Below are 24544 nucleotides of genomic sequence, written 5' to 3'. Positions count from 1 at the left end.
AGACTGTAAGCGTGATTATGTAGGATCGTCCCTGATTTGTAAACCCGGGCCGATCTGCAGGTTATCGGATCAAATGGACAAAACGGCGGTTTCCCTGGCTGAATCCGTTAACGACAGGAGGATATTATGGACAATACAATGGAGCGCAGCCGTGTAGGCATCATGGATATAGGTTCCAACTCCATCCGTCTGGTTATCTATGAGACCAGCAAGGCGGGCGGATACAGAGTACTCAAGGAATGCCGTGAATCGGCACGTCTCAGTGCAATTGTGACACCGGAGGGAGAGATGCCACTGGAAGCAGTGAGTGTGATCGTACCGGTGCTGCGCCAGTTTGTAGAGGTAAGCCGGGTCTATGAGGTAAGTGAGATCCGAGCGGTAGCTACAGCAGCGATCCGTAATGCGGTGAACGGCAAAGAAGTAATCTCCTATCTGAATGAGCGGACCGGTCTGTCGATCGAACTGCTGCCTGGGGAGATGGAGGGGCATTACGGATTTATCGGCGTCGTGAACCGGATTGATATCCAGGATGGCTATATTATCGATATCGGTGGCGGTAGTACAGAGATTACCCTGTTCCAGGATCGCAAACGGGTATCTACAGTATCTTTCCCGTTTGGAGCAGTTAATATGAATGTGCGCTTTGGCAATCATGTTAACGGCAAATGGGATGACAAATCTGTCTCCGAACTGGAGTCAATGGTACTGCAGGCAGCACGTGAACATCCATGGATCAGCAGCCATCCGGGATTGCCGCTTGTGGGTCTTGGCGGTACGATCCGTGCAGTCGGCAAAATGCATCAGCGCAAGCGCAAATATTCCATGGAGCAGATTCACCAGTATACTCTCCAGCCGGAAGATACCGACTATTATTACCAGCAACTCCCATCCCTGACCAATGAACAGCGCAAGCGTATCGCCGGTCTCAGCAAGACGCGGAGTGATATTATTGTACCGGGTACGATTATTCTGCATACCATGTTCCGCCATATGCAGTGCGATCATTATATTATCAGCGGTACCGGTTTGCGGGACGGATTATTTTTTGAATGGGATCGCGGCAAAGAGCATGCGGTACTCGACAATGTACTGGAATACGAGATTCATGCGGCGCTTTTCCAGGAGCCATTGCCCCGGCAGCGTCATCTGCGGCAGGTAGACGCGCTGTCTGTCCGTCTCTATGAAGCACTGGGCGAAGGACAGAGCGATGCCTGGAACCGCAAGCTGCTGCGTACAGCCGCTCTGATGCATCAGGTTGGGATGAATGTGGGCTATCACGAATATGAAGAGCACACCCGTTATCTGCTTACGACGCGCGCAGTAGCCGGCCTGGATCACCGGGAAACGGTACTGGTTGCTTTTATCGCCATCTTCGGCAGCAAAGGCAAAATCAAAAAAAGACGCATCTCGGTCGAATATGCAGATATCCTGCATCCGAAGGATGAGGAGCGCATCCGCCGCCTTGGAGCGCTGCTGCAGCTCGCGGCAGCTATGGATACGAGCGAGACACAGCCGGTCGATCGGATGACCGCTGTACGCAAAGGAAGAGACTTCGAGCTGACTATACACTGTCGCACCGAAGCCTCTATGGAATTAAACGATATTACCGAAGCAGTCAAAGACTTGGAGAAGGAGTGGGATGTGCGGGTCCGGTTAGTGGTACATACGGTTTCCACGAACTAACATCCCATGCTACAAATTGACTGCGAAGCGGTGGTTTGCCATTTTTGAATAATTCATAATTGCCGCTGGGCAGAAGTATTCTGGCTTTGACGTTATCCTCAAGGATAAGGTTCAGAATATTCAGCATGGCGGCTTTTGTGTTTTTGTCGAACAGCGGACACATCAGCTCTACCCGGCGGGTCAGGTTACGTGTCATCCAGTCTGCACTGGACAGCCATACTTCCTGCTGGCCGCCATTCTCAAAAGCATAGACCCGGGAGTGCTCCAGGTAACGGTCGACAATGCTGCGTACCCGGATGCGTTCACTCAGGCCCGGTATACCCGGACGCAGGCAGCATACACCACGAATAATCAGATCAATCTCGACACCCGCCTGAGAAGCCGCATACAGCTCGTCAATCATGCGCTGGTTGGACAGAGAGTTCATTTTGGCAATGATCCGTGCTTTTCTGCCGTTACGGGCATGATCGGCTTCACGCTGGATCAGCTCGATAAATTTGTTCATCATGGTATCGGGAGCGACAGCGACAGCCTGCCAGTCATGGCTTTCCGTGTAGCCGGTAATATGGTTGAATACCTCGGAAGCATCTTCTCCGATCTGCTGGTTCACGGTTAGCAGACCGACATCGGTATAACTTTTGGCTGTCGAGGCATTGTAGTTGCCGGTACCGATATGGATATATCGGCGCAACATACTGCCTTCGCGGCGTACGACGAGAATGACCTTGGCATGGGTTTTGAGACCGACCAGACCATAGACGACATGGCAGCCCGCTTTTTCCAGCATGCGCGCCCATACGATATTGCGTTCTTCATCAAAGCGTGCTTTCAGCTCCACGACGACCGTTACCTGCTTGCCGGATTCGGCAGCTTTGGCGAGCGAGTGGATCAGGGAAGATTTGCCGCTGACCCGGTAGAGTGTCATCTTGATCGCCATTACATCCGGATCTTCGGCAGACTGTTCAATAAAGTCACTGATCGCATCAAACGATTCATAGGGATGATACAGCAGCACATCGCGCTCTTTGAGCACGCTGAAATAATCGGTTTCACTGCCTTCCGGGAACTCGGGAGAGTACCGCGGAATCTCCGGCGGATAACGAAGGGAATCGTGTCCCTGAATCGAATCGGAAAAGGAGAGCAGGAAGCCCAGATCCAGCGGCCCATCGATCTCGAATACCGCTTCGCTAATATCGAATTCCTCCATCAGCATCTGCATGGCATAGGGATGAATATCCTTCTGGATCTCCAGACGAACCGGTGCGCCGCGTCTGCGTTTGCGCAGCTGATTCTCAATCTCTTCCATCAGATCTTCTGCCTCTTCTTCGTTAATATCCAGATCGGCATTACGCGTCAACCGGAAAGCATTTACTGCCACCGGTTCGTAGCCGCCGAACAGAGTATGCACATGATGGCAAATCAGATCCTCGATAATAACGTACTGCTGCTTTTTGCTGTTTTGACGATGCGGCAGTGCTACCATGCGTGGCAGATTCGAAGGAATCTGTACGATGGCAAAATAGTAGCTGTCGCCGTCTTCGGCATTTTCCTGCTTATCCCCTTTGCGTTCGAGCACGACCGATACATATACATTCAGTCCGTGCACGAGCGGGAACGGACGACTCTGGTCGACCGCCATCGGAGTAAGCACGGGGTAAATCACATCGTGATAGTAAGTATCCGCAGCTTTTTGCTGGGAAGCGCTAAGATCCGTATAACGGTTAACAGTGATACCCTGTTTGCCCATTTGGCGGATCAGTTCGCGGTAGGTACGGTACTGCTGGGAGACCATCTTTTCAACTTTTTTGGTCAAGCGCTTGTACAGACCTGCGGGCGTATAGCCGGTAAAGTCTTTTTTGATGTATCCGGCCTTGATCTGGTTACGGATACCTGCTGCTCTGACACTCATGAACTCGTCCAGATTACGGGATACAATACCGAGAAACTTGATTCTCTCCAACAGGGGAGTCTCTGTATCCTGGGCCTCTTCAAGCACACGGGTGTTGAATTCGATCCAGCTTAAGTCACGGTTAATATAAGACGACTGGGATTGCTGATGTCCATGTTTGTTTTCCATAATGCCTCCGGTTAATCATTTACTTCCTGCTCTAACGTACTGGTACTACCAGTATAGTGCAGAACGTGTAGGAATATTGTCGAAATCTGCAAAAATACATCATATGTAGCCAGTATAGCCTTCTTTTGTTAACGCTGTGTAAAAAGAGGTATTAAGTTTCATTCCATAAATTAGGGCCGTCGATTCTGCCGATGGATCTTTTCTGCGTGCGGCCAAAATTAAAGCTGCGAATGCGCACTTCATAGCCCTCTTCTTCGAGCGGCATTGTCTTCTTGAGCTCGGCTACGGTTCGGGTTGGATAGCCAGGACGGCTCAGATCGATCAGTAGCAGATCATTATGCAGCTGGTTCAGGCATTCACCAAGAGTCATATTGTCAGCCTCCTTTGCACATGGAAAATGGTCGTCAGGCATCCAGCGGATGCACAGGCGTATTCTTTCTTTATTACCCTTATCTTTTCATTTTGAGTAAAATGGCCACAAAATGCAAAAAGACCCGATTCCGCTCTTCTCCTTGTAAAAGGGGACAGGCAGGATCGGGTGATATTTGGATAATATTGAGACAGAGTTTACGCATCATTTGGATTTGACTGGCGGTTCGGGAACATCCGGTAAGTTGAGCAGATGTTTGACTGTAGTTGTCGAAGTCACGTTCATTCGTGGCAGATACATCGGATCGTCACCGGGATGCACATAACCGGGACGTACCGTAAAGGCCATGCGATATCCGTTCATTTTCAGGTCATAGACCATTTTGGGATCGTATTCTCCATAAGGATAAGCAAAATAAGGCGTATTGATACCGGTTTTGGCTTTCATAATATCAATATCATGGGTGAAGCGTGTACTGTCCTTGCCGGCAGCATAGTACTCTGCACATTGTACCAGACGCTTGTAATGCAGATTGTACGTGTGACTGTGGTATTCGAATACATCGCGTGTTGCTTTCATTTCCTTGCGGGAAATCGTTGTTTTGGCTGTAGGTACGAATTTCTGTTTGTGATCCTTGAGCTTGGTGCCCACGATAAAGATCGAAGCATGGAATCCGTACTTTTTGAGTACCGGATAGGCATACACGACATTGTTCTGGTAACCATCATCAAAGGTAAGTACGACCGTCTTCTCGGGCAACTGAATCTCGCCATTTACATAGCGTTCCAGTTCCTTGAGTGTAGCGGTATGATAACCTTCATCGTGCAGATATTTGATACCTTCTTCAAAGGCTTCGAGATTGATCCGCGCATTATTCGGTTCAACATTATATTTCTCCGGTACCACATAGTGATACATCAGCACCGGGATATGGCTGGCTTTGCCGGGAGGGGCGCTGTGGGTAATTTCCGAAGCGGCAGCCACATTGGTCGCTCCTTCGGGAACTTCGCCGTTCAGTGTCTCAAACAGATCATCGGTCATATCATATGTGGCCTTGCATGTCTCATAGGAGAAAGCGGAAGCATGTGGATACTTCAGGCTCAGCACATAGAAGGTCACGACGAAGGCGATAGTAATATAGAGTAGAATGATGAATAAATTACGGATACGTCGGATTCGCATTTCGTAGGCTCCTTTTCTGTCGACTGAGTGGGGAGAATAAACTTCCCATATATAACATCGGACAAGAAGCCGTGAAATTTTATGCTACTGTCGAATCATGTAGAATGTCCTATATAACGAAAAAGCACGCCTTCACAAAACGTGAAGACGTACTGGTTCAAGCATTAATCATGCTGTAGGGTGGATCATGATTTAGAACATGGTGTTATCATTGGCGGGATTTTCAGGGACGGGTTGGCTCAGTGTCCACATCTCGGCAATCTGGCCATTCTCAACACAGAAAATATGCACGACTGCATTACCACGATCATCGGCACTGTTTTGCATCTGGCTGTACACCAGCACCAGATCGCCTTCTGCAATCACATTGGTTACTATGGCAGTACTATCAGCGTGAGCGCGGAATTCGATCAGATAATGACTGGTGAGTGCGTCACGACCATTTGCAATACCGGAACCATGCTGAATGACATTTTCACTGACTGCTTCGTTGGCAGCATCGGCATTATGGCTATTGAAGAATGCATCATAGAAGTTTTTGACGAAATTGGCATTCGCAGCCACTGTAGCACGTGGAGTATCAGCTACCACTGCCTCAGTGGAAGGAGTAGGCAGAAGATCAGCCGGTTTCTCGGAGCCAGTCAGATTGGCTGCCTTCACACTCCAATGCTCGGCGATTTTGTTATCCGCGATCCGGTACATATCGACCATGGGAGCAGATGAAGCCTGGGTAGCTGTATCAGCAGAGCTGCCCGCCGGAGCAGCAGGCTCGCTAAAGACAGCAACCAGATCTCCCTGGCCGAGCATGCCGCGTACATTTACTTTGTAGTCGGCATTTTTCTGGAATAATGCTGCGTAGTATGCTGCGAATCCTTCGCGGCCGTTAGCTGCAGCGGGAGTATGTTCTACATAACCTTCGGCCAGATATTGTTCTGCCTGATCCAGCTTGTGGCTGTTCAGGACATCATTATACAATCCAGTCACCAGCTTTTTGTTATTGGTGATTTTGGTTTCTTCGGCAGATGCATTCGCAGAGCTGTCCGGTTGGGCAGGCTCGGCTGTACCCGGAGTCGTACCACCAGAATTTTCGGTACTTGGGGTTGTTGATGGAGCCGGGGCATTGGACGTATTATTGCCCGAACAGGCGGATAGTACACCTAATAACATAAGACTTGAGAGTAATACACTGGTTTTTTTCATAATAAAACTCCTTTGGTTATTCGTTAGGGATTCGGTTCATGGTGTTGTCTTGATAGGCAGCAGGCTGCTTTGCTTATATTAACCAAATGATTAGCCAGCGAACGCGTCGTTCACCAAAAGATAGAAGCTATCGAGAGTTCATGACTGCCATTAATAACGAACAGAGGCTATTTTCGAACCGGTTGAAAAGGACTGGTTCTATTATAAAAGACGTAAAGCGTAATTACGAAGTTGCAGAATATCCGGTATGTATTCATGCTGTTACTATGATTCACGGTTTAACTGATCGTTTCAGTGAAAGATATTCTTTATTTTCTATATCGAGGTTCCGTATATATTCCAACAAAAAAACGGCTTTTATTGTATAACCCAATAAAAGCCGTTTTTGAAATGAATGCATATTGTTAGGAGTGGAAGGAATGATCCCGATAGAATCGAATGCATATCCGGAGCATTCCTAGCGGCGCATAAAGATAAACTTCTGTCCCAGAATTCCGATTATACAGAGAATCAGGCTGACCCACGGCGAGATAACCAGTACAGGCATCACATTGCGCAGATAGGTTCCGACGACAATAATTGCTATCATAATGACCAGATAGGAGACGACCGAGCGGCCATTGATCTGCATCCGCGGACGGTCCAGATCGCTCTTCTCTGCAGGCTGATCGGCAACGCGGCGTACCAGTTCAACCAGCACAACCGCACCTGCAGCAACAAGGATCAAGGTGGAGAGACTGATCTCGCCTACAACGCCGGAGCCGCTGATATTGATTTTGAAAAACCCCATCAGTGCCTGTAGCAGGAACACCCATGTAAGCGCGACCCAGACAATCATCAGATAATACATAGGTTTGCTCATCTGCCGGGCCTCCGGCAGGTTCTCGATAAGCTGGTTTGCATAGCTGTCCGATTCTTTGCCGAACAGCTGATGTGCCGTTTTGCCTCTTTGCTGGGCTTCTAGCAGATGCTGTCCCATTTCCAGCAGCAGCTCTTCACCGGATTCGCGGCGGATGCGTGCATCCCGCACATGTACAATTACATCATCATAGTAGCTCAGGTTATCCTGTTTAAGCTGATCACGAATCGAATTAATGTCCTTTACCAAATGACGTACAGTACTCATAATCGTTCCTCCAATCGTAATAAATTGTACCTGAATATATTCCTATTTATACCGGCTTCGTATAGTACCGGAGATCGGTCTGGAATCTATTATTCTGCCACACTTTTGCTCCATTGACAATTGAATTACCGGGATGCTAATATATTGTTAATTTAATCCTTATTAAACTTATCGGAATTATTTAAATTGAGATATTCACCTTATAAAAATAGGAGTTTGCTGATTATATACACAGCTATCGTAGGGGGGAATCAGTATGGAAAGGAATATCATTATTCGTCATCAGGAACTGGAGCTAACAGCCAGTATTCACTATCCATCGCAGGATCGCGATGCCGATGGACAGGGAAAAGGCAAAGATCGCACACCACTGATCGTCATCTGCCATGGATTTGTTGGCAGCCGGATTGGCGTAGATCGTCTGTTTGTTAACAGTGCGCGTGAACTCGCAGCTGAAGGGTATATGGTCGTTCGTTTTGATTATGCGGGCTGTGGGGAGAGCAGTGGTCTGTATGGTCAACAGGGACTGGATTCCATGGTGGCTCAGACACGCAGTGTACTGGATTATGTGATGAACTGCAGCGATATCGATCCAACGCGGGTGACACTGATCGGGCACAGTCTCGGCGGCGCGGTCGCGATCCTGACGGCGGTGCGCGATCACCGTGTCAAGCATCTGGTTCTCTGGTCGGCAGTCGGGCATCCTTTTAATGATATTGTTAAAATTGTAGGTCGTGAGACGTATGATCAGGCTGTTATCGAAGGAGAAGCGGATTATCTGGGTTACTGCTTTAAGCCGGTGTACTTTGAGTCACTGGGGAATTACCAGCCATTTATCGAAGCGCGGCAGTTTAGCGGGGATGTGCTGGTGATCCATGGCACCGGCGATGATGTGATTCCGGTGGATTATGCTTTTTTGTATCAGCAGGAATTCTGGAGCCGGCAGGAAGGTCGCTGTGACAAGCAGATTATTTTCCAGGCGAATCATACGTATTCGTCAGGGCCGCATCGCCGCGAGCTGCTTCGTTATACCCGGGAATGGCTGGCCGGACGCGAAGCCGCACAGACGCAGTGGCAGCACTGGATGATCTGAATGATTGGACTCCTGAATAGATCCGTGTGATCATGCTGCGGACGGCTGCTTCATGGATTTGACAGTCAAGGGATATCCTTATAAGATCGTAACTATAAGAGGACAGTGGATACAGCTGTAGCGTTATCGCCGACAGATGATTCTCTGTTGCTCATCATATTGTTTGGAATTCACTAGGGGAGCCGCAGAGGCTGAGACGGATCATCATCCGGACCCTTGGAACCTGATCTGGGTTATACCAGCGGAGGGAAGTGGACGCGGATATTCACTCATGCCCCATGGGGCACTATACGCCTGAATGAATGACACGACCCATTGATCTCCTGCTGGAGGTGAATGGGTCTTTTTTGTATATGCATTTTGCAGTTCAAAACTAAAGGAGGAAAAAGAAAATGTCGTTTTTGGAGAAGGTACGTCAGCAGAACCCGCTTGTGCACAATATTACCAATGTGGTGGTGACCAATTTTACGGCAAATGGTCTGCTGGCACTGGGTGCATCACCGTTTATGGCGTATGCCCATGAAGAGGTAGCTGATGTAGCAGCGATGGCGGGAGCTGTCATGCTGAATATGGGTACGCTGGATGAGTACACACTGCAGTCGATTATGCTGGCTGGGCAATCGGCTAACCGGGCGGGAGTACCTGTTGTATTTGATCCGGTAGGGGCCGGAGCGACTGCCTATCGTACAAAGGCTGCCCGGCAGGTGACCGAACAGATGCAGGTCGATATTTTACGCAGCAATATTGCAGAGCTGGCTCATGTTGCCGGAGCAGAGTGGAATATTCGGGGCGTGGATGCTGGAGCAGGCGAAGGGGATCGGGTGAAGCTGGCGCAGCAATCTGCCCGGCAATTGGGAACGCTGGTCGTGGTAACCGGCCAGCAAGATATCGTGACCGATGGACAGACGACCTTGATCATAAGTAATGGGCATGAACTGCTGACACGCGTCACCGGTGCAGGCTGCCTGCTCAGCTCGGTGGTAGCAGCCTTTGCGGCAGTGAGTGGAGGCAGAGAATACTGGTTACCTGCCGCAGCCGAAGCATTGGCCTTTTACGGAGCAGCAGCAGAGATTGCGGCTAAACTTACTGCGGGACAGGGAACAGGCAGCTTCCAGGTGGAACTGATCAACCAGCTTTCCCTGCTAACCCCGGAAGAGCTGCAGAAGCTGGCACAAATCGAACGTTTGTAAGAAGCGATCCCATGCATAAACAGTCATACCGTGCATTCCATATTTCGATCTATATATCCCTATCCAAAGGAGAGAGCAGCGATGAATATTCATCAGGCATTAACGATTGCAGGTTCGGACAGTGGGGGCGGTGCAGGCATACAGGCGGATCTAAAAACATTTCAGGAGCTGGGTGTGTACGGCATGTCCGTGGTCACAGCGGTAACCGCGCAGAATACGGCGGGCGTACAGGGCGTATATCCTGTCGAGATGGAAGGCGTAATCCAGCAGCTGGATTCGATCGGAGAGGATCTTGCACCGGATGCAGTCAAGACGGGCATGCTGTTCAGTGCAGATATTATCTGCGAAGTAGCACAGGCTGTACGCCGGCATGGCTGGCGACAGCTCGTAATCGACCCGGTCATGGTAGCCAAAGGAGGATCGGTACTGCTTCAGCAGCAGGCTGTACGAGCACTGATCGATGAGCTGCTGCCGTTGGCAGCGATTATTACGCCAAATGTGCCGGAAGCTGAATTGTTGACCGGTATGACTATCCATACACTGGCTGAACGCGAACAGGCTGCCAGACAGCTGGTCCAGATGGGCGCACGCTATGCAGTCGTCAAAGGAGGACATGATCTGTCCACCAATCAGGCCGTGGATGTGCTGTACGATGGAGAGCAGTTCCATTATACAGAGAGTCCCCGTATCGACACGCCGCATACACACGGGACGGGATGCACCTATTCGGCAGCAATTACCGCCGAGCTGGCACGCGGCAGTGATATGCTGTCTGCAGTACGCACCGCCAAAGCATTTGTCCAGGCTGCAATAGCAGACGGACTGGGGATCGGCTCGGTACATGGGCCGACCAATCATTTTGCCTATCGGCGCAAAGGAGCTGTATTATGATGCCTTCCGGAGAACATACCGAACCGAATGCCGGGCAGTCGGCAGAATATACCGTACAATCAGAGGAGCAGAATCGTATCCCTGCGCATGGCACCGAAGCACGCAGCAGCTGGATTCGCGGAAGGCTGCCGGTATATCTGGTGATGGGCAGCATCAACTGTACCCGTCCACCGGAACAGGTGCTCACAGAAGCAATTGCGGGAGGAACGACTCTTTTTCAATATCGTGAAAAAGGGAACGGGGCACTGACTGGCAGCGATTCCCTGGAACTGGCCCGGAGGCTGCAAAGGATATGCAGAGCGCACGGCGTTCCTTTTATAGTCAATGACGATCTGGAGCTGGCACTGCTGCTGGATGCGGATGGCGTGCATATTGGTCAGGATGATGCGCCTGCTGTACTGATCCGGCAGCAGCTGGGGCCGGACAAGATTGTGGGCGTGTCTGCCCATTCCCTGGCCGAAGCACAGCAGGCGATTGCAGATGGAGCAGATTATCTGGGTATCGGACCTGTCTATCCAACCCGTTCCAAAGCCGATGCCGAGCCAGTAAGGGGAACTGCGATTATTGAACAGATCCGTGCAGCGGGGATAACCATACCTCTCGTTGGCATCGGGGGGATTCATGTTCATAATGCATCACCTGTACTGAAGGCCGGAGCAGATGGGATCGCTGTTATTTCAGCTATCGCGGGGGCCATAGACAGCAGACAGGCAGCCGCCGAGCTTGCTGCTTTATTTTCGGCCAGTGATATGTATTGATAGCAGAATTGGAGTAAAGGATTATTCATAGCGTCTGCATTCGGTTGTGCCTGCACAGGGTAAACCGGATGCAGGCTTTTTATCATATGTGATGTTCTTTTTGTGTGGGATCATCTGTTATGCAGCAGAGACATACTATTGGTTCATGGCGATTTGAGATCGATCCGGCATTTCCTTTACAATCTGGTATATAAGCAATCAGCAAAGCGGCTCGTATGATCCGCTGCCGAAAGGAAGAGTCATTTGTTAAAAGAACGGATTGATTATCTCTGTCACAAAAAAGACATGTCACGCAAGGAATTGACCGACGGACTGGTGACGCAGGCGCATTTCTCCAATATTCTGGCAGGCAGGTATCCGCTGCCGGATGATCTGGCAGAACCGATGGCCGAGCGGCTGGGCGTATCGCCGGGTTATTTGCTGCATACTGACGATCAGGATGATGATGTATTACAGCAGGCGGAGCAGATTGTAGAGCAGTTATCGGTGCAGGCATCAGCGCTTGAGGAGCAGCAGGTGAATGATCTGCCGGATCGGCATGATACGCTGACGGTGGAGCTGACTACCGCTCTCATGAAAGCGACTTATTATCAGCAGCTGAATGATCAGGATGCCTATGCTTATTTGCATCAGTCTTATCTGAACTTTTATCTGGAACGGTTTGGACGTCCGGATGAAGCCATGCTGCCCTTGCCGCTAACCAAGGCCATGCTGTTCTACAAAATCCAGTCTGCCCGCTCCCGGCAAAAATATCATGATGTGTTAACGCAGGTAGAGCAGTGGCTAAAGCTGTTGCCCGAGCAGGGAGAGACCTGGCTGACTGCACAGCAGATTCGCATGGAAGCTTGTGTACATACCCGGCAATTTGAACATGCCAAGCAGGCTTTTGAAAAGATCACTTCGTATATTTATGAACAGCGGCTATTCCACCGTCTGTCCGGACTGTATGTACTATATAGCGGATATTGTCATTCCATGCAGCAGCCTCATGAAGCGCTGCTCGCCCTGTCGATGGCCGAAGCGCATCTGGTGTATGCGCAGCATCAGAGCGATACATGGAGCGCGATTATGAATAATCGTATCCTGATGCTTACCATGGCTGGCGAACTGGTGCAGGCAGAGCAGGAAGTAGATCGATTCGGCAGTATGGTCGATACACAGACGGTCGAAGTACAGCAGCAGATGACTCCGGTGCTGCTGGTGTACCGGTGCGAGATAGAACTGGCAAGGCAGGACTGGGCAGCGCTGGTGCAGCGATTGGAGCAGCTGCGCGCTCTGACGCTGACAGAGGACCAGCAGATGGCAGCACGATTTTATAGCAGCCAGCAGGCACTGGCTCATGGACAGGCGGATCTTTTTATAGAAGAAGCGACAGCCTGTCTGCCTTATTTTGAGCAGATTCGTCATCAGGAACGATTGAACATTCTGTATGAAGGGCTGGCTGTCGTGTCGGAAGAGCAGCGCAGATACAAGGATGCAGCTTGGTATTACCGCAAACTGGTCTATCTGCTACGACATGCCTAAAAGGCAGTAATAGAGGGATATAACATCTGCCAGAATACGTATATGGGCATGAAATGCATATCTAAAAGGTGAAAATATTCATAAAAAAGCCGATTTGCTGCAATAAAAAGTAGATGAGTAGCAGATTCCTCGCTGGCATACCTGATTTTATTTGTCGTAAGTGTCTTGTTTCCGCAAAAATTCAAACGATTATCGTATTTAAAGCAGGCTAACAGCCTGCTTTTTTGTATGTGCCGGAATGTATTGTGGCACGATTGCAACCTTTTTATAATAAAAGCAGGAACAACAATACAGGCGCAGGAGCGTGATCAAGATGGGATTTTTTAGACGAAATAAGAAGCAGCAGGATGCACTCGATCAGGCAGAAGAGACACTAAACAAAGGAATCAGCGGATTGTTTGTCAAAAGCATCATCCCCAAAGAACATCGTGACCGGATGAATGCAGGATTGCAATCTGCCCGTGATGCACAGACAGCCGCGCAGGGACATATTCCGGTGACTGCCATGGGGACAGTACTTACGATTCGGGATACCGGCAAACTGGTCAACTTTGACCCTATTGTCGTCATGACGCTGGATATCCTGGAAAATAGCGGTGCCCGCTATCAGAAAACGATGGAGACACTGGTGCCCAAAATGCAAATTCCCCGTCCGGGTGATCGAATTGGACTCGGTACACATCCATCCCGACCATCCGACTGGATCTATATGGGACCGCTGCACGGATAGTTGAGACTCAATCATCGATAAGGAGCAAAATAAAATGAGAAAAATTCTTGTAACAATAGGTTCACTCTGTCTTATGGCTGTTGCGATTCTACCGCTGTATGCCAATTTTCAGGGAGACGGTGCATTCAGCATTATAAATTCCAGCTGGTATCGTCCACTGATATATGTTGGCTTTGCTCTTGTATTTATTCCCTCTATTCTGGGTACTGTTTTTAGCCTGCGTACCGTAAAATCCGGGGAATCCGCTGTAGGATTGATTGAGCGGGTACAACAGACTGGTACCTATATCAACGAGCAGCCGCAATTGGAGATTGATGTTGTAGTTACCCGTCAGGGTCATTCGCCTTACCCGGCACGTACACGAGCGGTTATTCCGCAGACGGCACTTGCCCAGTTCCAGCCGGGCAGCATTATTCCGCTGCTGGTTTCACCCAAAGACCCTGCCAAAGTCGGCGTCGATCTACAAGGCCAGGTCTCCCAGGCTGATGTACAGAATCTGCTGCATGAGCGAATGATGCAGCAGGGAGTATCGCCGGATATTATGGAGATTGCCCAGCATGGTGAGCAGGCTTATGCCAAGGTGACAGATATAGTGCCTCTTGGAAATGCTGGACACGGCAAAGTCCGGCTGCAACTGACATTATCCATTACAACCAATCAGGGTGATACGGTTACGATAAATACACAGAAGGAAATCTTTGAGAGTCAGCTTCCTCTGGTACAGCAGGGGCATGTGATCCGGGTGATGTATTCCCGTGCTCATCCGTCCGAGGTAGCCCTTGCGTTGCCGACAGGGGAAGAGGAACTGCGCCGTGTATTCGGGCAAAATAAATAAGCATTTTGTTCGATTTATCCGTTTTGTTATTCGAAATACACGAAATAGACCAACTACAAAAAAACAGCCAACTCGTACGGATTATCCGCTTAGAGATGGCTGTTTTGCTATATTTTTGGCATATGATCAAGCTGCTTTATGTGTGGGAGCCGTCGGGCTGCCGCCGCGCTGATGATTGTTTCTTTTGAACAGAGTAGCTTTCAGATAAGGCAGTACCCAGCGATCCAAACCGACTTTACCGGCATTGGCACCAGCGACAACGATGAAGATCTCGGCCAGTAGCAGGTACGGGTTGGTGCTCACAGTACCCGAGAAGAGGAAGGCAAAGTTCATGACCATACCCATCAGGGCAGCGACAGTAGTGAAGGTACCGAGAATGAGTCCCAGACCGACAAGGAATTCACCGATCGGTACGAGGATGTTGAACAATTCTACATTCGGCAGTGCAAAGTGCTGCAGGAAAGCGCCCCAGCCAGCTTGTACGCTTGGATGCTCGCCGCCAGTGTTAGCGATAGCGCCGGTCAGGAATCCGGTAGCATCGAATCCACCGGTCAATTTGCCCCAGCCACCTTCGATCCATTTGAAGCCGATATACACACGTACGATAGTTAACAACCACATTGCCACTTTGCTTTCTCTAAGCCATCTGTTCATAATTGATGCACCCCTTAAGTATAGTATCAAGCTATTTTGTTAATGCTGTGATGTTATGTGATGATTGTCTCTTTCATGGTTTTATCTTAAAACATTCCTAAATTTTAATATGTAACGAAAATCACAATCTAGCTTAATTTTTAATATTTTATGATTAAGGAGCTTAAACTTTAGAGTTTGTAAAAAATAGCATATTCATATGATTTGTTACTTTATGGTTGGGATAGGTATCTCGTCTGTGCAATACCAGACCGCTTATTTGTCTGTGCGATATGCTTTCCAAATGAGACAGAAATTTGCCAAATCTGATCTTTTCGGTTCTCCCATTGCTACAGCTATGTATATAATGGATATATTGTCTGAAACTGCTTGCTTGTATTCGGTAATCCGTCAGGAGATGAATACAAACGTACATAATCCGTAGAAACGCCTATTACAAGGACATAACAGAACAGCAGATCCATCGATCCAGCCGACTGCAGTATTTATGTATTGCTCTCTATGATCTGGTTCACAGGGAATTCACCTGCGTGGTATATGATTTGATATAGCAGCTGTGTTCATTGGGTTTCTGCTCATGCCTGACGTTGCGGTTTGGGATGATGAGAGAAATGCTCTTGTCTGCAGCCGATGCGCTGTTGTCACGCTGGCTGCTTTCTCTGCTGCGTCCTTTATTCAGAGGAGGATATGATGAAAATTACCAGGTTGCCATTTTTCAAAGGATTGATGCCTGTTGTGCTCGGCATCAGCCTGACTGCCTGTCAGTCGGAGGAAGTTGCTGCTCCGCCGCCCACTGCCGTACCCGCTCCGGAACAAGCAGAGCCTGCACCGGAACCGGCAGTACAGGCACCGGCTTATACTGCGCCGCTCACCGGTCTTGCGGTCAAAAAGCCTGATCCGGCGCGTCCTGTAGCAGTTATGATTAACAACGCACCAGCAGCAAGGCCGCAGTCCGGTCTTGCCGAAGCGGATATGATCTATGAAGTGCTGGCCGAGGGAGGGATTACCCGTCTGGTCGCCATTTATCAGAGTTACCACGGTGACGCTACGATCGGTCCGGTACGCAGCATCCGTCCATATCTGATTACTCTCGGGGAGACGGTTAATGGGCTGCTCGTCCATGCCGGCGGCAGTACGGATGCCTACGCGATTTTGCAAAATGGAAACAAGGAACATCTCGACGAAATCACTAACGCCAGCGCTCCATTCTGGCGTGATTCCAGCCGCAAGGCACCTCATAATCTGTATACCAATGAGCAAAAGCTGCGCAAAGCAGCAGCGGGTAAAGGATACACGGAGCAGGTAACCCTGCCGGTCTATCCGTTCCTGCCAGCCGAGGATAACTCATCCAAAGATGCAGTGAGTACAGAACATACAACCGGTGAAGCGGCTAATTCTACTGCCGCAGATAATTCTCCAGCGTCTGCCTCCGATGCAGAGCAGGTGAATTCCATACAGCTCAAGTATCTGCTCGATAGCTATACGGTCGGCTACACGTATGATTCAGCCAGCGGCCTGTATACCCGAAGCATGAATAACAAGCCGCATATCGATCTGAACACCAAGCAGCCACTGACCGCTGCCAATGTAATCGTAATGGGTGCGGATTACAAAGTGCTGGATGATGTGGGACGTCTCAGTCTTAATCTGGATGCCGGCGGCAAAGCGCTAATGTTCCAGCAGGGGCGGATGATTCGCGGTGAATGGAGCCGCACGAAAGGGGATGTAATTCGGTTCCGAAGCGACGGTCAGGAGACCCCGCTCGTTCCCGGCGTCACTTACTACAATATTGTGCCGAATAGCCCTTCATTTGACAGTCACCTTACAATTGACGGTAAAAAAATGGAGAATAATGGATAAAATTAAGACTTTCGGTGTAATGATATAAAGAACAGCTGAAGTTTGTATGAGAATTGTAGATTATTTGTTAAGCTATTCTTTACAAAACCGCACACGGATTGATAAGATAACAAAGGTTGTTATCAAAGCCAGAATTGTGCTTAAAATGCGATTTTACGACATTTTTCGGCAAAATTTCGAAAAGGGGTTATAGGAATGCGTATTAAAAAGAAGGATATCTTTTTTGAGACGCTGGAGAATATGGCAGATAGCCTGGTACAGGCTGCGGATTACTTCGCAGAGCAGGTCGCAAGCCTTCAAGACATTCCACAGTTTACCAAAACGATGAAGGATTATGAGAATCAGTGCGATACGTATACCCATACGATCATCACCGAGTTGAATAAGACGTTCATCACGCCGCTGGAGCGCGACGATATCATGGAACTCACGACCAAAATGGATGATGTAATGGACGGTCTTGAAGCCTGTGCTTCCCGCTTCGAGATGTATCATCTGAACAAGCCGGACCAGTATATCAATGCCTTTGCAGAAATCCTGCGCGAGTGTGCCTATGAGATTCAAAAAGCGATCCAACTGCTTTCCCAGAAAAAACTGCTGCCGATCCGTGAGCACTCGATCCGCCTGAATGATCTGGAGAACCAGGGCGATGATATCATGCGCAAATGCATCACGGAACTGTTTGCTACTATTACAGACCCTATCGAATTGATCAAACGCAAAGAAATCTACGAACGTCTGGAGAATACGACAGATTCTTGCGAAGACGTAGCCAATATGCTGGAATCGATCGTTATGAGCAATTCCTGATACCGGAAAGAAACCGAACCGACATATAGACGAGCTGGTTCGTTTTTCTTTTGTCACCTGGCAGAAACTGAGCTACTTTTAGGAACAGATTATTGATGCTAACAGAAGATTCGGATTTTGCCGCGATTGCAAAATCTTAAGATAATTAAGGAGGTAGTATCATACAGCTTCTCTGCCAATAGGAGTGGGGAGAAATCCTGTGTGATGAACAACTATGGTAGAAACCTCAATATTCGTGCTATGTATTGTCGTATTCCTGGCACTGGCGTTTGATTTTATTAACGGCTTCCATGATACGGCTAATGCAATTGCCACATCGGTGTCCACCCGGGCACTGCCGCCGCGTACTGCCATTTTGATGGCTGCGATCATGAACTTCCTCGGTGCGATTACATTCACCGGTGTTGCCAAGACAATTGGCGGCAGTGTAGCCGATCCGGCGACGCTGGAAAATGGGATACCAATCGTTATAGCGACGCTGATCGCAGCGATTATCTGGAACCTCGCGACCTGGTGGTTCGGGATTCCATCCTCATCCTCCCATGCACTGATTGGTGCATTGGCAGGAGCTGTCTTTGTCGGAGCAGGTTCAAGTTCTGTCAATTGGAGCGGATTTATCAAGATCGTCGAAGGTCTGCTGTTGTCTCCGCTTATCGCTTTTGTGATTGGTTTTATCGTTATGCATATTCTGAAATGGATCTTCGCCAAGCGCAGCCCGCACTCGGTGAACAAAGGCTTCCGGACGATGCAGATTCTGACGGCAGCCCTGCAATCCTTTTCCCATGGTACGAATGATGCGCAGAAAGCAATGGGGATTATCACTTTTGCTCTCGTAGCGGCAAATGTCCAGGATCATCTGGAAGTTCCGCTCTGGGTCAAAATCTCTGCCGCGACTGCGATGGCACTCGGTACTTCTGTTGGTGGATGGAAAATTATCAAAACGATGGGTACCAAGATTTTCAAAATCGAGCCGATCAACGGATTTGCCGCTGATGCGACATCCGCGACGGTTATCTTTACAGCTACACTGACTCACCTGCCGGTAAGTACAACCCATGCGGTAACTTCCGCAATTCTCGGTGTAGGCGCCGCCAAACGCTTCCGTGAAGTGAAATGGGGACTGGCAGGCCGGATCGTTATTGCCTGGGTAGTGACCATTCCTATTGCGGCAACACTGTCCGGAATTATTTACAAAGTCATGTTCGATCTGTTCTAAGCTTCTACTCGTATATCCGTTTGAACGATTCCGCCGTTTCTTGCGAACGGCGGTTTTTTATGCGATTCTAGCCTTATCTGATTTCCGAGAAAAGAGGTCGAACCGTGATACGTATAATGGGCGTTACGCATGAACATATGATTGTGGAAGATGTACCGCTGGAGAAAGTGAAATCCGGCGATTATTTGTGGTGCTGGGTCGATATGGATCGTCCTACCGAAGAGGAATCAGAGCTGTTGACCACCTTTTTTGACTTTCATCCGCTGGCTGTGGAAGACTGTATGCATCTGCTGCAGCGGCCCAAGATGGATTATTATACCGGTGTGGAATTTATGGTATTGCATGCGGTGAAAAGGGATACGCTGAATGTGGAAGAGGTGGATCTGTTCATTGGTGAGCATCTGCTCGTCTCCTTCCATCATCAGAAGCAGCCGGAAGTCGATTCTGCCTGGGAAAGGGTACTGAGCTATCGTACCGGCAAGCGTCCCAAATGGATGCGTGGACCGGTAGCAGCAGCGTATATTATTATCGACAAAATTGTCGACGAGTATTTCCCGTGTGTATTCGATATCGAAGATGAACTGAACGAACTGGAGAGTCTGGGACCTGATGAAGCGGTCGATGAACTGCTGGCACAGGTATTTGCTCTGCGTTCACGTCTGCTCAAGCTACGCCGCACTGTGGTACCGATGCGCGATCTGATGTACCGGGTTGTGAACTCCCAGCATATGCAGAAGGTCGATGAGCACCATTCCTACTTTGGCGATATCTATGATCATCTGCTTAAATTATCCGATATGATCGAAGCGGACCGCGAGATGACATCGGATCTGCGTGACAGCTATATCTCGCTCAACTCCAACCGGATGAACACGATCATGAAGACACTAACGGTCATTACGACCATCTTTATGCCGTTGACACTGATCGCAGGTATTTATGGGATGAACTTTGAATTTATGCCGGAACTGCATTGGAAATATGGTTACTTTGGCGTGCTGCTGCTAATGTTCCTGCTGGGCGGGTGCATGATGCTGCTATTCCAGCGCCGGGGATGGTTTAAATAAGCTGTACGGTAATTTTGGAAGATTTTATGAAGAAGACGTGCTGATTCTGTGATACTGTACATCGTTAACGCTTGAAAAAACAAATGGTAATCTATACAATGAAATTACATTAACCGTAGTAGGGGATGATCTAATCGTGCAACTTAAAAAACTTGATGATAAAAGTGTCGATCAATTATTCGAAGCGATCCTGACGCTCAAAAACCTGGAAGAATGTTATGTGTTTTTTGATGACTTGTGCACAGTGAACGAGATTCAATCGCTGTCCCAGCGTCTGGAAGTAGCTCGTATGCTGGGCAAAGGCGCAACGTATAATCAGATCGAAGCGGAGACTGGCGCGAGTACAGCGACCATTTCCCGTGTCAAACGCTGCCTGAACTATGGTAATGACGGATACAAAATGACGCTGGAGCGTCTGGGGAGATAATCATGATGAAACCGGGTGTATTGATAATCAGTCATGGATCGCCGGACCCGACATGGATGCACTGGATTGATGATGCAGTAGCAAACACCTCCTTTCCTGCCGATCTGCCTGTAAGTTCCGTCTATCTGGACAATGTTCCGGGACGATTCATACAGGACGGGATTGATGAACTGGAGGGACAGGGAGTGACTGATCTGCTCGTTATTCCGCTGTTCGTGTCCTCCGGCAGTACACATATGGATGAGATTGCCTACGCACTGGGCGTAAAGGCAGAACCGGATCGGGAGACAGATCTGGAACCGTTTACCATTAGAGCCAATGTGCACTTTGGTTATCCGGTAGATGACGATGATGATATTGCCCATATGGTATGGGACAAGGTCAAGCATCTGTCCACTGTCCCGCAGGAGGAGACAGTGCTGGTAGTTGGTCATGGCAGTATCCATGATGGATTCCGCCATCGCTGGGAAAAGGGCATCTCGTCGCTTGCCGAGCGTGTTGGACATATCAGCGGTACGGCTCATGCCGATTATGCGCTGCTGAATCCGGACAGTCTGCGTGCCAAGACCGAAGAGTGGACAAGCCGTGGCTATCGCGTGCTGATTGCGCCACTGTTCCTGAGCTCGGGCATTTTCCTGCGGTCTGTGATTCCGGGGCGTATTGAAGGGTTAAGCTATGAATATGCCGGTGAAGCGCTGCTGCCGCATCCGCGGCTGTCCCACTGGATGGAGCGTCAGGTAGAACTTCTGATGCAGCAGCTTCAGGTTGTAGAATAGGACATAGCCGGCCTGACCGGATCGGGTAGTTAGCGCTGCCTCTATGATCTGCACAACAGGCGAATCACAACAATATTAGGTGGCATGAACATGAAAAGAGCGAGGTTAATCTATAACCCGACTTCCGGTCGTGAAGAGATGAGACGCCGTCTGGCGGATATCCTGAAGCGTCTGGACGAGGGAGGCATCGAGGCCAGCTGTCATGCAACGACAGGTGAATCCGATGCGACGGTGGCTGCCATGGAAGCAATTGAACGCGGCGGTTACGATATGATCATTGCCGCTGGTGGCGATGGAACGATCTACGAAGTGATCAATGGCATGGCTGCTTACGACAACCCGCCGCCGCTGGGCATTTTCCCGCTGGGAACAACCAACGATCTATCCCGTGCGCTGGGAATCTCGCGCAACTGGGAGCAGTACTGTGATCTGGTCATCCGCCAGCAGTCGCGTCCAATCGATATTGGTAAGGTCAACGACCGTTACTTTATCAATATCGCGGGCGGTGGTTCCTTTACCGAGCTGACGTATGAGGTGCCCAGCAAGCTCAAGACGATGATTGGACAGATGGCCTATTACATGAAGGGCATCGAGAAAATGGTCAATCTGGCGCCTACCGAGCTGATTATACGGGCTGAGGGCATGGAGACCATCCATGACCAGTTCATGATCTTCCTCGTGGCTAATACGAATTCGGTCGGCGGCTTTGAGAAGCTCGCGCCGGATGCGCGGATCGACGATGGACTATTTGATGTGCTGGCAGTACGCAAATGCAATCTGGCCGAGTTTATCCGCCTCGTCACGATGGCGCTGCGCGGTGAGCATCTGGACGATCCCAAGGTACTCTATTTCCGGACAAGCAAGCTGGATATCGAAGCCCCACGAGCGGATGAAGTCATGCTTAATCTGGATGGAGAGCTGGGCGGTAGTCTGCCGGGCCATTTTGAAGTGATGAAGCACAAGCTGCGTATCTTCGCGGATGATAAGTAACGACTGATCTAATCCGCTGTTCTCTTATCTGATAGTTATGATGGATAGTGTAGAATTTAGATTTAACTAATTGTATGACTGACTCAAGCTCATAACAGCTCCTGTACACTCTATCGTTGACGTTTCTACATGGAAATGTCTCTGCCAAGTGGATGGGAGCTTTTTGCTGTTGCCAAAAATCAGAGTATAATAGATACAGTGGAGATGAACAGTATCGTCAATGACACGTAAGTACATCCAAGTATATTCAAGTACGTTCAAATACATATATTTACCTGCCTGTACGACATCTTTTGCTGTATATGCATTAGAACTGTTATCCAGAATCATACCTATCCAAGTGTAAAGGAGATTGAGGATTACGATGGAATACAGCAATCTATTATCAGACGAAGAGTTGAAGCAGCTCATGGAACGATATGAAGTCCCTGAATTAGAAAACTATCTGCGAGAACATCAGCGTCCAGTGGTCAAAATGGTACGCGGTGAAGGCGGCAACGGTCAGACCGGCTGTTCACGCTTTGGAGGCAGTCCGGATCTGCCAGCAGGTATGGAGTGGCCGCGAAGTCAAGGTGGCGAATGGATGACATTGGTCGCTCAGCTAAACCTGTCACAGATTACTGCGGAGATCAAGGACTCAGCTCATGGCGCAATTCCTGGATCGCTGCTTCCTGCGCAGGGGATGCTGTACTTTTTCGTAGGCCAAGACGAGCCTGCTTATAACATCGAACACCGTGTGCTGTACTGGTCAGGTATGGATACTTCGCTATTAACCTGTTATGAGCCGGATGGTCTGACGATACTGGAAGAGGAAGCAGAGGAGCCGTTTTTACCTTACCAGGTGCATGCACAGGCCAGAGTTGAATTCCCGAATTACGGATATAGTGAAGTCTATAATCTGGATGATGAAGAGATTACAGAAGAGACCGCAGAAAACTATCTGCTGCTCACCGAAGAGATGGGCTGGGAACCTGAACATGTGATCGGCAAAATGCTCGGCTACGGTGATGGACAGCATGGGGATCACGAGTTCGTCGCGGCATCGTATTTGCATACTGGGAAGCATACGTATAATCAGGAAAAAGACAAAAAGCGCATGATTCAGCACTTTGGCGGAGATGAACAAAAGGTGGATCAGGAGATTGATGAGATGCTGATGCTGCTTGAGGTGGACAGTAACCGAGATATTGGATTCCTCTGGTGGGATGCAGGCTGCATCCATTTTTTCATTCGCAAGGAGGATCTGCTGGCAGGGAATTTTGAACGAACGTATTGTTCGATTTACTCTAGTTAAAATAGTAATGTGCTTAAAATGTAGCGAATCCATCATCCGTTTTATATGTTGAAACGGGTGAATACATAAGGAAGCGGAAGAGAAGCAAGAGGGAAGGGTGGTGGTACATGAGTAGTTTTATTGTGTGGATGATCGTAATCAATACGCTGTTTTGGTTAGTCTGCTGCCTTGGCACAGCTCATGTGGTTCGATTCTTGCCCAAGTCCTGGTACGAAAAAAATGATTGGTTTTTTACGGAACATTCTTTCGAAAGAAAATTATATAAAAAAATTCATCTTGATCGGTGGAAAGATAAGCTTCCAGAAGGCGGCGGGTTATGGAAATTCCAAAAGAAAGAACTCCATGAGACACTTACCTTGGAATATACAGATCGATTTATTTTAGAAACGAAATATGGCGAAGTCGGGCATTGGTGCATGGCTGTATTGGGCTTTGCTTGCATATGGGTGAATCCAAGCAGCTATGCGAATGTCGCTCTGATTTGCGCGATAGTCAATGTGATCGTTCAGATCCCGTTTTGTTTGATTCAGCGGTACAATAGGCCACGGTTGATTCGTTTGAAATCACGTTTGGCCCGTAAGAATACGCAATCACATACGACTAAGCCCCAGACCGATGCTGGTGTCTAATCAAGCCGTATCCAAGCAGAAGTCCATTTCGAATTATCTTGCGTCTTCACAATAGGGTACAAGACTAACTTATAATTGATTTTATCCAGATTGAGATGCAGCTCTTGGATGCTGCGCTCAATCTTTTTTTAGTTTGAGCATCATTTCCTGGCTGCCTCCCCT

Annotated in this window: 23 protein-coding genes and 1 riboswitch; of the genes, 17 read left to right on the top strand and 6 right to left on the bottom strand. The window is 48.9% G+C overall.

The window, feature by feature from the left end; genetic code table 11:
* The first annotated feature begins 126 nt into the window (after positions 1 to 126).
* Complete coding sequence (locus tag WH46_RS06360) at positions 127 to 1683, top strand: Ppx/GppA family phosphatase (protein ID WP_052714140.1); 1557 nt, start codon at positions 127 to 129, stop codon at positions 1681 to 1683.
* On the opposite strand, the gene ppk1 is transcribed toward WH46_RS06360, so the two are convergent.
* The 5 genes from ppk1 to WH46_RS06335 all read right to left on the bottom strand — a co-directional run bounded on the left by ppk1 (position 1616) and on the right by WH46_RS06335 (position 7638).
* On the bottom strand, positions 1616 to 3760 hold the full coding sequence (gene ppk1 / locus WH46_RS06355; protein ID WP_046226145.1) for a polyphosphate kinase 1: 2145 nt from the start codon (positions 3758 to 3760) through the stop codon (positions 1616 to 1618). The genes WH46_RS06360 and ppk1 overlap by 68 nt on opposite strands.
* A gap of 151 nt (positions 3761 to 3911) precedes the next feature.
* Positions 3912 to 4130, bottom strand: a complete 219-nt coding sequence (locus tag WH46_RS06350) for a hypothetical protein (protein ID WP_017814558.1) — start codon at positions 4128 to 4130, stop codon at positions 3912 to 3914.
* Between the two features lie 204 nt (positions 4131 to 4334).
* On the bottom strand, positions 4335 to 5312 hold the full coding sequence (locus WH46_RS06345; protein WP_046226144.1) for a polysaccharide deacetylase family protein: 978 nt from the start codon (positions 5310 to 5312) through the stop codon (positions 4335 to 4337).
* 192 nt (positions 5313 to 5504) lie between these two features.
* Complete coding sequence (locus WH46_RS23300; RefSeq protein ID WP_052714139.1) at positions 5505 to 6512, bottom strand: nuclear transport factor 2 family protein; 1008 nt, start codon at positions 6510 to 6512, stop codon at positions 5505 to 5507.
* 457 nt (positions 6513 to 6969) lie between these two features.
* Positions 6970 to 7638, bottom strand: coding sequence for a DUF1129 family protein (locus tag WH46_RS06335; protein ID WP_046226143.1), 669 nt, complete (start codon positions 7636 to 7638; stop codon positions 6970 to 6972).
* A 256-nt stretch (positions 7639 to 7894) separates the two neighbouring features.
* Here WH46_RS06335 and WH46_RS06330 point away from each other — a divergent pair, with 256 nt between their 5' ends.
* The 7 genes from WH46_RS06330 (at position 7895) to WH46_RS06300 (ending at position 14659) form a co-directional block, all read left to right on the top strand.
* Positions 7895 to 8731, top strand: a complete 837-nt coding sequence (locus WH46_RS06330) for an alpha/beta hydrolase (protein WP_046226142.1) — start codon at positions 7895 to 7897, stop codon at positions 8729 to 8731.
* A 165-nt stretch (positions 8732 to 8896) separates the two neighbouring features.
* Positions 8897 to 8998, top strand: a riboswitch (TPP riboswitch).
* A gap of 125 nt (positions 8999 to 9123) precedes the next feature.
* Complete coding sequence (thiM, locus tag WH46_RS06325; RefSeq protein ID WP_046226141.1) at positions 9124 to 9921, top strand: hydroxyethylthiazole kinase; 798 nt, start codon at positions 9124 to 9126, stop codon at positions 9919 to 9921.
* Positions 9922 to 10002: 81 nt separating this feature from the next.
* Complete coding sequence (thiD, locus tag WH46_RS06320; protein ID WP_046226140.1) at positions 10003 to 10812, top strand: bifunctional hydroxymethylpyrimidine kinase/phosphomethylpyrimidine kinase; 810 nt, start codon at positions 10003 to 10005, stop codon at positions 10810 to 10812.
* A complete protein-coding gene (gene thiE, locus WH46_RS06315) occupies positions 10809 to 11570 on the top strand; it encodes a thiamine phosphate synthase (RefSeq protein WP_082208328.1) in 762 nt (253 codons plus the stop codon). Before thiD ends, thiE begins: the two co-directional genes overlap by 4 nt.
* 243 nt (positions 11571 to 11813) lie before the next feature.
* Positions 11814 to 13094: a helix-turn-helix domain-containing protein gene (locus tag WH46_RS06310; protein ID WP_046226139.1), complete on the top strand. Its 1281-nt coding sequence runs from the start codon at positions 11814 to 11816 to the stop codon at positions 13092 to 13094.
* Between the two features lie 313 nt (positions 13095 to 13407).
* Complete coding sequence (locus tag WH46_RS06305; protein ID WP_046226138.1) at positions 13408 to 13824, top strand: hypothetical protein; 417 nt, start codon at positions 13408 to 13410, stop codon at positions 13822 to 13824.
* 34 nt (positions 13825 to 13858) lie between these two features.
* Positions 13859 to 14659, top strand: a complete 801-nt coding sequence (locus tag WH46_RS06300; RefSeq protein WP_046226137.1) for a hypothetical protein — start codon at positions 13859 to 13861, stop codon at positions 14657 to 14659.
* 126 nt (positions 14660 to 14785) lie between these two features.
* Here WH46_RS06300 and WH46_RS06295 read toward each other — a convergent pair whose 3' ends face one another.
* The gene (locus WH46_RS06295) at positions 14786 to 15316 is read right to left on the bottom strand and encodes a DoxX family protein (RefSeq protein ID WP_046226196.1); all 531 of its coding nucleotides are present in this window, start codon (positions 15314 to 15316) and stop codon (positions 14786 to 14788) included.
* A gap of 687 nt (positions 15317 to 16003) precedes the next feature.
* Between WH46_RS06295 and WH46_RS06290 the strand changes: the two genes are divergently transcribed.
* The 9 genes from WH46_RS06290 to WH46_RS06250 all read left to right on the top strand — a co-directional run bounded on the left by WH46_RS06290 (position 16004) and on the right by WH46_RS06250 (position 24382).
* Positions 16004 to 17173, top strand: coding sequence for a DUF3048 domain-containing protein (locus WH46_RS06290; RefSeq protein ID WP_046226136.1), 1170 nt, complete (start codon positions 16004 to 16006; stop codon positions 17171 to 17173).
* Positions 17174 to 17368: 195 nt separating this feature from the next.
* On the top strand, positions 17369 to 17983 hold the full coding sequence (locus WH46_RS06285; protein ID WP_017814545.1) for a DUF47 domain-containing protein: 615 nt from the start codon (positions 17369 to 17371) through the stop codon (positions 17981 to 17983).
* A 214-nt stretch (positions 17984 to 18197) separates the two neighbouring features.
* A complete protein-coding gene (locus WH46_RS06280; RefSeq protein WP_046226135.1) occupies positions 18198 to 19199 on the top strand; it encodes an inorganic phosphate transporter in 1002 nt (333 codons plus the stop codon).
* Between the two features lie 104 nt (positions 19200 to 19303).
* Positions 19304 to 20266, top strand: coding sequence for a magnesium/cobalt transporter CorA (gene corA, locus WH46_RS06275; RefSeq protein ID WP_026136325.1), 963 nt, complete (start codon positions 19304 to 19306; stop codon positions 20264 to 20266).
* Positions 20267 to 20402: 136 nt separating this feature from the next.
* The gene (locus tag WH46_RS06270) at positions 20403 to 20693 is read left to right on the top strand and encodes a YerC/YecD family TrpR-related protein (protein WP_017814542.1); all 291 of its coding nucleotides are present in this window, start codon (positions 20403 to 20405) and stop codon (positions 20691 to 20693) included.
* Between the two features lie 2 nt (positions 20694 to 20695).
* Entirely contained in the window at positions 20696 to 21469 is a 774-nt protein-coding gene (locus WH46_RS06265; RefSeq protein ID WP_026136324.1) for a sirohydrochlorin chelatase, read from the top strand.
* A gap of 90 nt (positions 21470 to 21559) precedes the next feature.
* Entirely contained in the window at positions 21560 to 22459 is a 900-nt protein-coding gene (locus WH46_RS06260) for a diacylglycerol kinase (RefSeq protein ID WP_017814540.1), read from the top strand.
* A gap of 364 nt (positions 22460 to 22823) precedes the next feature.
* Positions 22824 to 23753: a YwqG family protein gene (locus tag WH46_RS06255; protein ID WP_046226134.1), complete on the top strand. Its 930-nt coding sequence runs from the start codon at positions 22824 to 22826 to the stop codon at positions 23751 to 23753.
* Between the two features lie 107 nt (positions 23754 to 23860).
* A complete protein-coding gene (locus WH46_RS06250; RefSeq protein WP_046226133.1) occupies positions 23861 to 24382 on the top strand; it encodes a glycosyl-4,4'-diaponeurosporenoate acyltransferase CrtO family protein in 522 nt (173 codons plus the stop codon).
* Positions 24383 to 24544 lie beyond the last annotated feature (162 nt).

Source organism: Paenibacillus dauci (assembly GCF_000971985.1).
Taxonomy (GTDB): Bacteria; Bacillota; Bacilli; order Paenibacillales; family Paenibacillaceae; genus Saccharibacillus; species Saccharibacillus dauci.
The sequence above is the reverse complement of the archived record's forward strand: the minus strand, read 5'-3'. Positions and strand labels throughout refer to the sequence as shown.

Coding starts and splice junctions, on each gene's coding strand:
- WH46_RS06360 (WP_052714140.1), top strand. CDS start 127: ATGGACAATACAATGGAGCGCAGCCGTGTAGGCATCATGGATATAGGT.
- ppk1 (WP_046226145.1), bottom strand. CDS start 3,760: ATGGAAAACAAACATGGACATCAGCAATCCCAGTCGTCTTATATTAAC.
- WH46_RS06350 (WP_017814558.1), bottom strand. CDS start 4,130: ATGACTCTTGGTGAATGCCTGAACCAGCTGCATAATGATCTGCTACTG.
- WH46_RS06345 (WP_046226144.1), bottom strand. CDS start 5,312: ATGCGAATCCGACGTATCCGTAATTTATTCATCATTCTACTCTATATT.
- WH46_RS23300 (WP_052714139.1), bottom strand. CDS start 6,512: ATGAAAAAAACCAGTGTATTACTCTCAAGTCTTATGTTATTAGGTGTA.
- WH46_RS06335 (WP_046226143.1), bottom strand. CDS start 7,638: ATGAGTACTGTACGTCATTTGGTAAAGGACATTAATTCGATTCGTGAT.
- WH46_RS06330 (WP_046226142.1), top strand. CDS start 7,895: ATGGAAAGGAATATCATTATTCGTCATCAGGAACTGGAGCTAACAGCC.
- thiM (WP_046226141.1), top strand. CDS start 9,124: ATGTCGTTTTTGGAGAAGGTACGTCAGCAGAACCCGCTTGTGCACAAT.
- thiD (WP_046226140.1), top strand. CDS start 10,003: ATGAATATTCATCAGGCATTAACGATTGCAGGTTCGGACAGTGGGGGC.
- thiE (WP_082208328.1), top strand. CDS start 10,809: ATGATGCCTTCCGGAGAACATACCGAACCGAATGCCGGGCAGTCGGCA.
- WH46_RS06305 (WP_046226138.1), top strand. CDS start 13,408: ATGGGATTTTTTAGACGAAATAAGAAGCAGCAGGATGCACTCGATCAG.
- WH46_RS06300 (WP_046226137.1), top strand. CDS start 13,859: ATGAGAAAAATTCTTGTAACAATAGGTTCACTCTGTCTTATGGCTGTT.
- WH46_RS06290 (WP_046226136.1), top strand. CDS start 16,004: ATGAAAATTACCAGGTTGCCATTTTTCAAAGGATTGATGCCTGTTGTG.
- WH46_RS06285 (WP_017814545.1), top strand. CDS start 17,369: ATGCGTATTAAAAAGAAGGATATCTTTTTTGAGACGCTGGAGAATATG.
- WH46_RS06280 (WP_046226135.1), top strand. CDS start 18,198: ATGGTAGAAACCTCAATATTCGTGCTATGTATTGTCGTATTCCTGGCA.
- WH46_RS06265 (WP_026136324.1), top strand. CDS start 20,696: ATGATGAAACCGGGTGTATTGATAATCAGTCATGGATCGCCGGACCCG.
- WH46_RS06260 (WP_017814540.1), top strand. CDS start 21,560: ATGAAAAGAGCGAGGTTAATCTATAACCCGACTTCCGGTCGTGAAGAG.
- WH46_RS06255 (WP_046226134.1), top strand. CDS start 22,824: ATGGAATACAGCAATCTATTATCAGACGAAGAGTTGAAGCAGCTCATG.
- WH46_RS06250 (WP_046226133.1), top strand. CDS start 23,861: ATGAGTAGTTTTATTGTGTGGATGATCGTAATCAATACGCTGTTTTGG.